General features: G+C 49.7%; 2 protein-coding genes. Both read left to right on the top strand.

All coding sequences use genetic code 11. The features are described from left to right. Positions 1 to 7,457 (top strand): amino acid adenylation domain-containing protein (locus ACRD7P_RS20450; protein WP_430909646.1); only part of this gene is annotated, 7,457 nt, incomplete at its 5' end. Between the two features lie 21 nt (positions 7,458 to 7,478). Beyond that, the coding region (locus tag ACRD7P_RS20445; protein WP_430909645.1) for an amino acid adenylation domain-containing protein at positions 7,479 to 15,181 on the top strand (7,703 nt) is incomplete at its 3' end.

Raw genomic sequence — 15,181 nt, 5'->3', positions numbered from 1 at the left:
ACAAGGATTTAAATGGTCTTTCGTACTTTTTGGTTACTGGGGAGGCGGTTCGCCCCTCGCTTTTGGGCCGTTGGTTCGATAGCTATCCGGATATACCGGTAGTGAACGCGTACGGTCCCACGGAGGCCGCCGACGATATTACGTTGGAATTCATCAGAGAGGCCCCAAAGGGAACGAACGTCCCGATCGGCAAGCCCGTATCGAATATCAAGATGTACGTAGTGTCGGGTTCCGGCAACCTATGCCCTGTGGGCGTCGTCGGGGAGCTATGGGTAGGCGGTATCGGAGTGGGCCGCGGGTACCTGAACGATATCGAGAAGACCCATGGCAGTTTCATGGCGAACCCTTTCGATCAAGGAGCGACGCGATTGTACCGTACGGGCGACCTAGGTAGATGGCTTTCCGATGGCAGTTTGGAGTATGTTGGCCGTAAGGACGACCAGGTGAAGGTACGTGGCTACCGTATCGAGCTCGGCGAGATCGAGAGCGTGCTCTCGGGCGTTGAGGGTATCGACGGTGCCTGCGTGTTGGCACGTGCGGATTCGCAGGGCAACAGGCGTTTGGTAGGTTATGTAGTAGGTGATGAATCCTTAGCAGGTGAATTTATAGAGGGGGAGCTCATGGAACGCCTTCCCGAGTACATGGTGCCGCGTTTATGGGTGTTTTTGGAATCACTTCCCTTGACGCGCAACGGGAAGATCGATAGGAAGTCTCTTCCCGACCCGGATGTGTCCGGTCTTTCCAAGCAAGAATATGTAGCCCCCGGGAACGAAGTGGAGGAGCGTTTGGCGGATATCTGGCAGGAGCTCTTGGGCATCGATAAGGTAGGTATCCATGATAATTTCTTCGAACTTGGCGGTCACAGCCTTTTGGCGACGCGTTTGGTTTCGATGGTACGCAGGAATATGGATATCGAACTGGCGATTGCCGATATCTTCGTGCACCCTACTGTGGAGGGCTTGGCGCAGGTCCTTTCTACCAAGGAAGGAGGAAGGCTGCTTCCGGCCGTTACCTTACAGGAAAGGCCCGATCGTATCCCGTTATCGTTCAGTCAGGAGCGATTGTGGTTTTTGGACCAGCTGCAGGGCAGCGAGGAATACCATATTCCGATCGTACTACGTCTGAAAGGCAATCTTGACAGGATTGTCTTGGAAGACTCGCTTAGGACCATCGTTGAACGCCATGAAGTGCTCCGTACGGTTTACGTATCGGAGGACGGTATCGGTTATCAGCAAATCAGATCGGAGGACGATTGGTCTATAGATGTAGAGGAAGTAAAGGATGTTTCAAGGATAGTGGAATTAGTGAATGATTTCACGGAAGTTCCCTTCGAACTGGCCACCGATTATATGTTTAGAGCACGCCTCTATGTACTTGCACCTCAGGAATACGTTTTGGCCGGAGTCTTCCATCATATTGCTAGCGACGGATGGTCAGACGGTGTTTTGGTGAGTGAGTTTATAGAATTGTACGATGCATATTCGAATGATCGTACAGTGTCCCTCCCTGCACTATCGGTTCAGTACGCCGACTATGCGATTTGGCAGCGGGAGTATTTGGAAGGAGAGGTATTGGAAGATCAGTTGAGATATTGGGAGGAAAGCCTTGCAGGAGTCGAAACCTTGGATTTTCCTACGGATCGTATACGCCCGTCTGTACGTAGCACTGCCGGAGCTAGCTTCCAGATGGAGCTCGATAGCAATCTTCGTGACGAGTTGATGTTGCTGTCTCAAAAGGAGGGGGCGACACTTTTCATGACGCTGTTGACCGCCTTCAAGGTATTGTTGTACCGATACAGCGGGCAGTCCGATATCAGTGTAGGTACGCCTATCGCGAACCGTACCCAGAAAGAGCTGGAGGGGATGATCGGTTTCTTCGTGAACACCCTTGTGCTTCGCAGCGATTTGGGTGGCGATCCTGTTTTTACGGAGCTATTGGCACAGGTAAAGGGTACGACCCTTGGAGCGTACGATCACCAGTCTGTGCCCTTCGAGAAGGTGGTCGATCGTGTTGTCAAGATACGCGATATCAACGTGAATCCATTGTTCCAAGTGATGTTCGTTTTGCAGAACACCCCTAACGACGATGGGCAAGAAGTTATTGGATTCGATAATCTGGCTATTGAATCTTTCGAAGGCAAAGGAGGTACAAATGTAAAATTTGATTTGACGTTGTTCTGCGAGGAAGACGCTTCGGGCATATCACTGAATTTGGAATATAGAAAAGACCTATTTGACGAATCGACGATCAAAGGCATATTAGATAGCTATAGAGAGCTGTTGATAAGTATAGTTTCATGCCCCTCGTCAACGCTTGACCGCCTATCAATGATAGAAGAATCAGGCCACCTAGGGGCACTGGAATTCTCTAATAAGGAAAAATTTGGATATGGATCAAATCAGACTATTGTCGATTTGTTCGAAGACCGTGTTTCAAAGACTCCCGATGCGGTAGCATTGACTTTTGAAAGCGCCGAAATGACCTATGGGGAATTAAATAAAAAGGCAAACCAATTGGCACGGTACCTGGTAAAAAAGGGAGTTGTTGAGGATTCAATAGTAGCTATCTGTGCGAATCGTTCCATGGAAACGGTCATTGGTATTTTGGGGATATTAAAAAGCGGTGCAGCCTATTTGCCGATTGATCCAAAGCATCCTAAAGATCGGATACGTCATATGTTGACGGATTCAAATACTGCACTTCTTGTTTCGCATTCCGATTTGGAAGGTACCTTGAAGGCTACCTGCGACAATATAGAGTTTATCCATTTGGACGGAGAGGTTTTACAGGGCATGTCAAAAAGAAGACTTTCCAAAAAAAGAAAACCGGAAAGCTTGGCATATATAATCTACACCTCGGGAAGTACGGGCAGGCCAAAGGGGGTTATGGTAGAGCATCACAATCTTGTCAACTACATCGATTCACAGACGAATACGTACGGTATAAACGATTCCGATGTAATTCTGCAAACATCCAACCTTGTTTTTGATGCCTCTGTAGAACAGGTTTTCCTTAGCTTGTTAAACGGGTGCTGTCTAGTGCTGATAAAAGAGGATACGATTGTCGATGAAGTATTGTTGAAAAGAGTTTTGGCCGACCATGCCGTTACACATATCCATACAACCCCGGGTATTTTAAAGGTTTTAGACCCTAGTATCGGGACATCGTCTTTGAGAAGGGTGGTCGTAGGCGGAGAGGAATGTTCCGTTGCATTGGCCAATGCATGGGTCCAAAATTATGATTTCTATAATAAATATGGTCCCACCGAGGCTACGATAACGGCTACAATCAAATATTTTCCCAAAGGATCGACAGTGAATCGTGTATCCATTGGCGGCCCGATCCAAAACACGGATGTCCATATCCTATCGAAAGGGCTTCGGACACAACCGGTGGGAGCGATTGGGGAACTGTGTATCGGGGGAGAAGGGTTGACCCGTGGATATTTGAACCGCCCCGAGCTTTCGTCCGACAGGTTTATCGTTCACCCTAAAGCAGGGCAACGGCTTTATTTAACGGGAGATTTAGCGAAAAGGTTGCCAAATGGGGAGATTGAATTCATAGGCCGTATGGACGACCAGGTGAAGGTCCGCGGGTATCGTATCGAGCTCGGGGAGATCGAGAGTGTGCTCTCTGATGTCGAGGGCATCTCGGGGAGCTGTGTATCGGCACTTCCCGATGTGCAGGGCAACAAGCGTTTGGTAGGTTATGTAGTAGGTGATGAATCCCTTGCAGGTGAGTTTATAGAGGTGGAGCTCATGGAACGCCTTCCGGAGTATATGGTGCCGCGTTTATGGGTGTTTTTGGAATCACTTCCCTTGACGCGCAACGGGAAGATCGATAGGAAGTCTCTTCCCGACCCGGATGTGTCCGGTCTTTCCAAGCAAGAATATGTAGCCCCCGGGAACGAAGTGGAGGAGCGTTTGGCGGATATCTGGCAGGAGCTCTTGGGCATCGATAAGGTAGGTATCCATGATAATTTCTTCGAACTTGGCGGGCACAGCCTGCTGGCGATGCGCTTGGTGTCGATGGTACGCAGGAATATGGATATCGAACTGGCGATTGCCGATATCTTCGTGCACCCTACTGTGGAGGGCTTGGCGCAGGTCCTTTCTACCAAGGAAGGTGGAAGGCTGCTTCCGGCCGTTACCTTACAGGAAAGGCCCGATCGTATCCCGCTCTCGTACAGCCAGGAGCGATTGTGGTTCCTGGACCAGTTGCAGGGCAGCGAGGAATACCATATTCCGATCGTACTACGTCTGAAAGGCAATCTTGACAGGATTGTCTTGGAAGACTCGCTTAGGGCCATCGTTGAACGCCATGAGATATTGCGAACAGTTATAAAATCGGAAGAAGGTATCGGTTATCAGCAGATTATCCCTTCGGATGATTGGTCATTGGAATCAAGAGAGGTAAAGGATGGTATGAATCTGGAGGGCTTGATCGAAGAGATTTTGGAAAGGCCTTTCGTATTGAGCGAGGACTACATGGTTCGTGCTGGTCTTTTTACCGTCAATAGTGATTCACAAGTGTTGGCGATAGTTTTACATCATATATCAAGTGACAACTGGTCGAATACCATTTTGTTCAACGAGTTTACAGAGCTCTATAGTGCAATGTCGGAAGGTACGGAGGCGGACCTACCGGGGCTATCGCTCCAGTATTCGGATTATGCCATCTGGCAGCGCAAACATCTGACGGATGCTGTATTGGAGAAACAGTTACTGTATTGGGAAGGAAGCCTTTCTGGTGTACCGGTCCTTGATCTCCCCACGGATTATGCGCGTCCCTCATTGCAGAGCAATGATGGTCGTTCGGTGTCGTACCGTTTGAACAAGTCCCTGACAGATGGCCTCATGGGGCTATCCCAAGGGGAAGGTACCACGCTCTTTATGATGCTATTGACCGCTTTCAAGGTGTTGCTGTACCGTTATAGCGGCCAGTCGGACATTTGTGTTGGGATCCCTATCGCAAACCGCACGCAACGGGAGATCGAGCCCTTGGTGGGCTTCTTTTTGAATACCGTGGCGCTTCGAAGCGATTTGGGTGGCGACCCTGTTTTCACAGAGTTATTGGAACAGGTAAAGGAAACTACCCTTGGTGCGTATGATCATCAGGAGGTACCCTTCGAGAAGGTTGTGGACCGTGTGGTGAAGACCCGTGATATGAGCCGCAGCCCGCTTTTCCAGGTACTGTTCAATTTTATGGTCGATGATCAGGTCGACGATCAAGAGAAAGAAAGGGCAGATCTTGGAGAGGTCGTCATTACCAATGAGCCTTATGAGGAGAGTACCTCGCAGTTCGACCTTAGTTTTGATATTACCCAGACGGGTGAAGGTCTTGATGTATCGGTGAGCTACTGCAGCGATCTTTACGAAGAGGGTACCATAGTCCGTATGCTTTCGCATTATGAGTCGTTGTTAGGTTCGATCGTTTTGTCTCCCGGGGCGACCATAGGTGAGCTAGAGCTTTTGTCCGCATCCGAGGAGACTGAGCTCCTGGAGGTCTTCAATGGCAGTGAAATCGATCTCGGCAATACGGAGCCCATCAACGTACGTTTCGAGTCTATCGTCTCGGATTATGGTGAATCGACTGCTGTAGTGCACGGCATGGACAGTTGGAGCTATGATGAGCTGAACAATTATGCGAACCAGGTAGCGCACGGTCTTTTGGGTGCCGGTCTTTCCCCTGGCACCTGTGTAGGGGTGTATATGGACCGCAGTCCGGTTTTTTTGGGCTGCATGATGGGAATAATGAAGGCCGGTGGTGTGTATGTTCCCTTGGATACCCAGAACCCGCCCTCGCGTATCAAGGGGATGCTTTGCGAGAACAATTTTCCCTATCTGATAACGAGCTGTGATCTTTTGTCGGGTCTTGACGGTCTTGGGAAGAAGACCGTTCTTTTGGTGGACGATCATGTATCGGATGTTGCCCTGTCCGGGAACGGGGAGGTGTCGGTCCATGATGGGGGCTACCTATCGGGAATGCCGGAAGGGAACCCAGTCAACGTGAACGATATGGAGAGTTGGGCGTACGTACTGTTCACCTCCGGGAGTACGGGCGTTCCCAAGGGGGCGATTACGCGCCATAACGGTGCGATGAACCATTTGTTGGCTGAGTATAGCTTAATGGATCTCGACGACGGTTTCCGTTTTCTACAGAGCGCCGGTATCGGTTCCGACATCTCTGTTTGGCAGATGTTGGGTCCTGTACTGAAGGGTGGCAGCTGTGTTATGATCGACAAGATGGACCTTTTGGACTATGACCTTGTACTGTCCGTTATCAAAGACCGGGGCGTAAACGTGGTGGAGTTCGTCCCTACCTATATGTGGGGCCTTTTGGAGCATATCAAGGATATGGGAGGTGCGTTTGCACTTCCGAGCCTTTCTTGGATTATGTTGGTAGGGGAATCAATCCCGGTATCGATGGTCAACGACCTTCGAGAACTGTACCCGGGTGTTCGCATGGTCAACGCATATGGTCCCTGTGAGGCCTCTGACGATGTTATCCAGTACGAGATAACGGAAAAGCTTTTAGATGACACACAACGGGTCCCGATCGGGAAGTTGATCCCGAATATGAACGCGGTGATATTGAGCCGTGAGGGCCATCTTTGCCCTATCGGGGTAGCTGGTGAGATCTGTGTGAGCGGTGTGGGGGTCGGCGCGGGGTACCTGGACCTGCCGGAGCGTACGGCGGAGAGTTTCGTTGCGAACCCCTTCGCGGAGCTTTCCGGGGATGTGCTTTATAAGACGGGTGATTTGGGTCGTTGGCTTTCCGACGGGAACATGGAGTTCCTAGGCCGGGCTGACGATCAGGTGAAGATCCGTGGCCACCGAGTTGAGCTTGAGGGCATCGCCACGGTGGTACGTACGAGCGATTATGTAGAGGACTCCCACGTGTTGGTACATACCGATGATCAAGGTCGCGAGTACCTATTGTGTTTTGTAACGCTGAGCGGCATGGGCCTTGATGTTTCGCAGGAGGTCGATATCTCCGAATCGTTACATGTTCTTTGCCGCGGGGAACTGCCGAGCTATATGCACCCATCGCACTACTGCGTTGTGGATTCGTTCCCCGTGAACCTTAGCGACAAGGTCGATGGCAAGGCGCTGATACGAACGTTTTTATCGGAACATGGTGAACTTGGAGCCCTGCAATCGGCCAAGTATGTGGCCCCCGGCAATGAAACGGAGGAAAAACTAGCTGAGATCTGGCAGGATCTTTTGGGCGTGGAGCGGGTCGGTGTCCACGATAATTTCTTCGAACTGGGAGGGCATAGCTTACTAATTACTCGTCTGGCATCAGGTATAGTAAGAGAAGTTGGTATTAAAATAGCTATTAGTACCCTCTTTCAATTTTCGACAATTTCAGATATCGGGAAGTATATCGAAATAGAAAAATTCAATGAAGAAATGGAGAAGAATGAAGAAAATGTTGACATCATTAGTTTATAAATATAATCAGGACAGATAGAAATGGAATTAAGTATCATTGACATAGTTAATCAGGCAGCAAAAAAAGGTGTTCAGCTGTTTCTCGAGAATGGAGAGCTTAAATTGAAAAAGAGTAAGAATCAAGAAATTGATTCACAGTTAATAAAACTTCTTAAAGAAAATAAGCAGGAGATTATTGAATTTCTTCAGTTCAAATACGGGTCACAAGATGATGCTGATTTAGAAGAGAGGACTATTTTACCTATAACAGAAGATGAGAGACCGGAAAAAATTCCCCTGTCGTTCAGCCAGGAGCGGTTGTGGTTCCTGGACCAGCTACAGGGCAGCGAGGAATACCATATTCCGATCGTACTACGTTTAAAGGGCGCTATCGATATTTCTGCTCTGGAAATGGCCTTTCGCAAAATCGTGGAGCGCCACGAAGTACTGCGCACGGTAATCTGTTCCGAAGAAGGTATCGGTTATCAGCAGATTATACCATCAGAACAATGGTCCCTAGACCAAGAATCAATGTTGCTGTCCGATACGGAAATCTCTTTACATATAAATGAATTTATAAGCGTGCCTTTCAATCTTGCCAACGATTATATGTTAAGAGCACGTTTGTATGGGCAACCAGAAGAATGTATTCTGGTAGTGGTTGTTCATCATATATCGAGCGATGACTGGTCAGAGGGGATTCTTTTCGAAGAGTTCGTGGAGCTGTACTCGGCATTTTCAACTGGCCGCAAAGCAGAGCTTTCCGAATTGTCCGTTCAGTATACCGATTATGCGATATGGCAGCGTAATTATTTGACTGATAGTGTTCTAGAATCCCAATTGAATTATTGGTCGGAACGACTTGTAGGAGTTTCCACCTTGGATGTTCCTACGGATTATGCACGTCCTACGGTACAGAGTAACAAAGGCGGTTCTGTATCGAACCTTATAGAAGGTTCGCTCATGACCGGTCTGATCGAACGCTCTCGGGAGTCCGACGTAACGATGTTCATGATGCTATTGACCGCTTTCAAGGTGTTGCTGTACCGTTATAGCGGCCAGTCGGACATTTGTGTTGGGATCCCTATCGCAAACCGCACGCAACGGGAGATCGAGCCCTTGGTGGGCTTCTTTTTGAATACCGTGGCGCTTCGAAGCGATTTGGGTGGCGACCCTGTTTTCACAGAGTTATTGGAACAGGTAAAGGAAACTACCCTTGGTGCGTATGATCATCAGGAGGTACCCTTCGAGAAGGTTGTGGACCGTGTGGTGAAGACCCGTGATATGAGCCGCAGCCCGCTTTTCCAGGTACTGTTCAATTTTATGGTCGATGATCAGGTCGACGATCAAGAGAAAGAAAGGGCAGATCTTGGAGAGGTCGTCATTACCAATGAGCCTTATGAGGAGAGTACCTCGCAGTTCGACCTTAGTTTTGATATTACCCAGACGGGTGAAGGTCTTGATGTATCGGTGAGCTACTGCAGCGATCTTTACGAAGAGGGTACCATAGTCCGTATGCTTTCGCATTATGAGTCGTTGTTAGGTTCGATCGTTTTGTCTCCCGGGGCGACCATAGGTGAGCTAGAGCTTTTGTCCGCATCCGAGGAGACTGAGCTCCTGGAGGTCTTCAATGGCAGTGAAATCGATCTCGGCAATACGGAGCCCATCAACGTACGTTTCGAGTCTATCGTCTCGGATTATGGTGAATCGACTGCTGTAGTGCACGGCATGGACAGTTGGAGCTATGATGAGCTGAACAATTATGCGAACCAGGTAGCGCACGGTCTTTTGGGTGCCGGTCTTTCCCCTGGCACCTGTGTAGGGGTGTATATGGACCGCAGTCCGGTTTTTTTGGGCTGCATGATGGGAATAATGAAGGCCGGTGGTGTGTATGTTCCCTTGGATACCCAGAACCCGCCCTCGCGTATCAAGGGGATGCTTTGCGAGAACAATTTTCCCTATCTGATAACGAGCTGTGATCTTTTGTCGGGTCTTGACGGTCTTGGGAAGAAGACCGTTCTTTTGGTGGACGATCATGTATCGGATGTTGCCCTGTCCGGGAACGGGGAGGTGTCGGTCCATGATGGGGGCTACCTATCGGGAATGCCGGAAGGGAACCCAGTCAACGTGAACGATATGGAGAGTTGGGCGTACGTACTGTTCACCTCCGGGAGTACGGGCGTTCCCAAGGGGGCGATTACGCGCCATAACGGTGCGATGAACCATTTGTTGGCTGAGTATAGCTTAATGGATCTCGACGACGGTTTCCGTTTTCTACAGAGCGCCGGTATCGGTTCCGACATCTCTGTTTGGCAGATGTTGGGTCCTGTACTGAAGGGTGGCAGCTGTGTTATGATCGACAAGATGGACCTTTTGGACTATGACCTTGTACTGTCCGTTATCAAAGACCGGGGCGTAAACGTGGTGGAGTTCGTCCCTACCTATATGTGGGGCCTTTTGGAGCATATCAAGGATATGGGAGGTGCGTTTGCACTTCCGAGCCTTTCTTGGATTATGTTGGTAGGGGAATCAATCCCGGTATCGATGGTCAACGACCTTCGAGAACTGTACCCGGGTGTTCGCATGGTCAACGCATATGGTCCCTGTGAGGCCTCTGACGATGTTATCCAGTACGAGATAACGGAAAAGCTTTTAGATGACACACAACGGGTCCCGATCGGGAAGTTGATCCCGAATATGAACGCGGTGATATTGAGCCGTGAGGGCCATCTTTGCCCTATCGGGGTAGCTGGTGAGATCTGTGTGAGCGGTGTGGGGGTCGGCGCGGGGTACCTGGACCTGCCGGAGCGTACGGCGGAGAGTTTCGTTGCGAACCCCTTCGCGGAGCTTTCCGGGGATGTGCTTTATAAGACGGGTGATTTGGGTCGTTGGCTTTCCGACGGGAACATGGAGTTCCTAGGCCGGGCTGACGATCAGGTGAAGATCCGTGGCCACCGAGTTGAGCTTGAGGGCATCGCCACGGTGGTACGTACGAGCGATTATGTAGAGGACTCCCACGTGTTGGTACATACCGATGATCAAGGTCGCGAGTACCTATTGTGTTTTGTAACGCTGAGCGGCATGGGCCTTGATGTTTCGCAGGAGGTCGATATCTCCGAATCGTTACATGTTCTTTGCCGCGGGGAACTGCCGAGCTATATGCACCCATCGCACTACTGCGTTGTGGATTCGTTCCCCGTGAACCTTAGCGACAAGGTCGATGGCAAGGCGCTGATACGAACGTTTTTATCGGAACATGGTGAACTTGGAGCCCTGCAATCGGCCAAGTATGTGGCCCCCGGCAATGAAACGGAGGAAAAACTAGCTGAGATCTGGCAGGATCTTTTGGGCGTGGAGCGGGTCGGTGTCCACGATAATTTCTTCGAGCTCGGCGGGCACAGCCTTTTGGCCACACGATTGGTGTCCATGGTACGTAGGCGAATGAAAATCGAGTTGGCCATTGCCGCGATCTTCAATTCCCCGACCATATTCGAATTGGGGCAAAGCCTGATCAATGGACCCAGAAAGTCACTATTGCCAAGTGTGGTCCCCCAGGAACGTGGGGAGCGTATCCCGCTGTCCTTCAGCCAGGAGCGTCTGTGGTTCCTTGACCAACTTCAGGGCACTAAGGAGTACCATATTTCAATGGCCCTAAGTTTAACAGGCGCTTTAGATGTAGCCGTACTGGAAAAATGCTTGAAGACTATCGTTGACCGTCATGAGGTTTTACGTTCGGTATATATAGAAGAGGAGGGCACGGGATATCAAAAGATCAAATCAGCGGACCACTGGGCATTGGATATTATCAAAGTAAGCGATGCTTCGACAATAGAAGAGTTGGTAGATAATTTTGCAGATGCACCTTTCGACCTTTCCAAAGACTATATGTTCAGGGCGTGTCTTTACGAGCTCGGACCTCGGGAGTATGTTCTGGCGGGTGTTTTCCACCATATCGCCAGTGATGGCTGGTCGGAAGGTATTATGGTGAGTGAGTTTATGGAATTATACAACCCATTGAGTCATAATATTGAACCAAAGTTGCCAAAACTTAACGTGCAGTATGCCGACTATGCGATCTGGCAGCGGAAGTATCTAGAAGGGGAGGTTTTGGAACAACAGCTGGAATACTGGGAGCAAAAACTGAAAGGGGCAGAGACCTTGAATTTGCCTATCGATTACATACGCCCATCGTCCCTAGATAATACTGGGTCTCGTATTTTAATGGATTTGGATGAAGAGTTATGTGAACAATTACTTGCTTTAAGTCAGACCTGCGGAGTTACCTTATATATGACGCTATTATCGGCCTTCAAGGTGCTTTTGTCCCGTTATTGCGGTCAAGAGGATATCAACGTGGGTACACCGATCGCGAACCGTACACAAGAAGCGCTCGAGGGCATGATCGGTTTCTTCGTGAACACCCTGGTGCTTCGCAGCGACCTGGGCGGCAACCCTAGTTTCATGGAGCTTTTGGAACAGGTAAAGGGAACTACACTTGGTGCCTACGACCATCAGTTGGCCCCTTTTGAGAAGGTGGTCGACCGTGTGGTGAAGACCCGTGATATGATTTTAAACCCCCTGTTTCAAGTATTCTTTGTTTTACAGAATACACCTGCGGAAGAAGAGGAATATTTACTTACCGGTTCCGAGTTGGAAGGATTGAAATTAGGTGACTTTAAGATTAATGATAATACAGCTCAATTCGACCTTACGCTGTCCGCTACAGAGGAGGAATCGAATATTTCCTTGTATTTGGAATACCGCACGGGCCTTTTCAGCCGGGAAACGATCGAGGGCATGTTGTCCCATTATGTGGAGCTGTTGCGCAGTATCGTGGCTTCCCCGGAGAGCCGTTTGTCGGAGCTTTCGATGTTGGGCGTATCCGAGGAGCAACAATTATTGGAATCCTTGGGCAAGAGTGTTTCGGGCGATGTCCCTGGCGAGAGCGTGCTGGAACTCTTTGATCGGCATGTGGCGGTTTCCCCTGATTCCCCTGCGCTTGTGTACGGCGTTACGGAGCTGAGCTATGGGGAGCTTGGTGCCCGCGTGGACCGTTTGGCGATGCATTTACGTGACCATTACCATATAGGGGATGGTGATTATATAGGGGTGATCCAGGACCGTTCCCACTGGAGCGTGATCTCTATCTTGGGGATCCTTAAATCCGGTGGTGTCTATGTGCCGATCGATGCGGGCTACCCCTCGGATAGGAAGTCCTATATCATAGAGGATACCGGTCTTGGACTGATCATGACGGATTCGGAACACCTGTTCGATGTGACGGAGTATTCTTTGCCGATCTTTACGATAGACATAGAACTGGACGGCTTGTTGGATACCGTGGTGCCGGAAGCCCCTTTGGCGGCCTTGTCGCCTTCCTCATCTGCCTATGTGATCTATACCTCGGGCAGTACGGGCCGTCCCAAGGGCGTCCCGATCACCCATGGTGCGCTATCGAACTATATCCATAACAGTGGCAGTTCCTATATAGGAGATCGAGAATCGGGGAGCTATATGCACCTGTCGATGTCCTTCGATGCCTCTTTGACGGAGCTTTTCACTCCCTTGGTGAGCGGGAAGCGACTAGTGATCAGTGGTCGTGAGGGCCTTGATGTTTTTTCTGACGGGAACCTATTGAAATACGCCCCTTACGATTTCATCAAGCTGACGCCCTCGCATATGGAGTTGTTGTCGCCGGTGCTTGAATCGTCCTTGCCGGGCGTTCTGTCGGACAGGTACGTTCTGGGCGGGGAGACGCTTCTACCGGGCCATTTATCGGTTTTCGGGGAGCTCGGCATCTCGAGCGAGATCGTGAACGAGTACGGTCCCACGGAGGCTACGGTCGGCTGTAGCACCCATGTTTTCAACAGTCTGGACGATTTTTCGGGTACGGACAGTTTTTCGATCGGAGTCCCGATGGGCAATATGCGCATTTACATATTGGATTCCCATGGCGTGCTATTGCCCAAAGGCGTAGTCGGGGAGCTGTGCATCGGGGGTGCGGGGGTATCCGATGGTTACCTTAACCTTCCGGAGCTGAACCTTGAGAAGTTCGTTGACAACCCTTATGTACCCGGGGAGAAGATGTACCGGACGGGGGACCTTGGCCGTTGGTCCGCCAAGGGCGAAATCGAGTTCATCGGAAGGAAGGACGACCAGGTAAAGGTACGTGGCTACCGTATCGAACTCGGTGAGATCGAGAGCGTGCTCTCTGGCCTGGAGGGTATCGACGGTGCCTGCGTGTTGGCACGTGCGGATTCGAAAGGCGACAAGCGTTTGGTAGGTTATGTCGTCCAGGAAGGGGCGCATGAGCGGGAAAAGCTTGAGCGGGACCTGAGGGAACGCTTGCCGGAGTACATGGTGCCCCGTCTATGGGTTTTCTTGGAGGAGCTCCCCCTTACGGGCAACGGGAAGGTGGACCGGAAGTCTTTGCCGGACCCTGGTGCATCGCTGCTTTCCGAACGGGAGTACGCAGCGCCAAGGAACGAGACGGAGCAGCGCCTGACGGACATCTGGCAGGAACTGTTGGGTGTGGACAAGGTGGGGATCCAGGATAATTTTTTCGAGCTCGGAGGTGATTCGATCATTACAATCCAGGTAGTGAGTCGCGCCAGGCGGTTAGGATACAACCTCAATCCGATCGATATTTTTGAAAGCCAGACCATCTCAAAGTTGGCGGACATAATAAGGGACCAGAAAACATTGATACTGGGGGAACAAGGGTTGTTAGAAGGCGAAAGCGAAATGCTTCCGATACAAAAACAGTATTTCGATGATCTACACAGAGACGATACCCATTTCAACCAAGCGATTCTATTGGGAATTGATAAGTCGATACCGACTTCGTCATTTTCCAAAATAGCGGAGGTACTGGTAGAACATCATGACGGGCTTCGCTTTTCCTATCAAAAAGGAGAAGATTGGAAACAATCATATAGCTCGACAAAAGGAATATTGGAAACTCGGAATCTAAAAGAGCTGATACAAGAAGAGCTTTCATCAGGAATTACTGCAATCTGTGAGGAATTTCAGCGCGGACTTTCGATAGAGAAAGGGGAGGTTTTTAAAATGGTCCTTATGGAAACACCAGATTACGAAATAAAAAACCGTTTGTTTCTAGTTGCCAATCATTTGGTTATCGATGGTGTTTCCTGGCGTATTCTAATCGATGATATGAGTTTGCTATTGGAGCAAATTGATTCCAATAAGGAAATTGACCTTGGAAAAAAAGGGTCTTCTTACCGGGAATGGGTAAACGCCTTAAAGGAATATGCAGAAAGCAAACGGGTAATCTCGCAATATTCCTATTGGAAGAGTTTACAGTCTTCCTATAGTGAAATACCGGTTGATATGGTCGTTGAGCAATCATTGTATAGCAACGTTGCCGGCCATAACGTGAAGTTAGATAAGGAGTCAACCGCTTTATTGCTCCAAAAAACAAATCAGGCCTATGGTACAGAGATCAACGATATTCTGCTCTGCGGGCTTGCGATGGCCATCAACGAATGGAGCGGTCTTGAAAAAATCGTTGTCGGTCTGGAAGGACATGGTCGCGAAAACATTTCAAACAACATAGATGTTAGCACAACTGTCGGATGGTTTACGAACCTGTACCCCATTTGTTTGCCGGCAAACAGTGGAATGTCGCTAGAGGATTTTATAAAATCAACAAAAGAAACACTGAGACGGGTACCAGGAAAAGGCATGGGGTATGGAGCCCTTAGATACCTTCACCCATCTGCGGA

Origin of the sequence: Maribacter sp. 2-571, from assembly GCF_050589625.1 — a bacterium.
Taxonomy (GTDB): Bacteria; Bacteroidota; Bacteroidia; order Flavobacteriales; family Flavobacteriaceae; genus Pelagihabitans.
The sequence above is the reverse complement of the archived record's forward strand: the minus strand, read 5'-3'. Positions and strand labels throughout refer to the sequence as shown.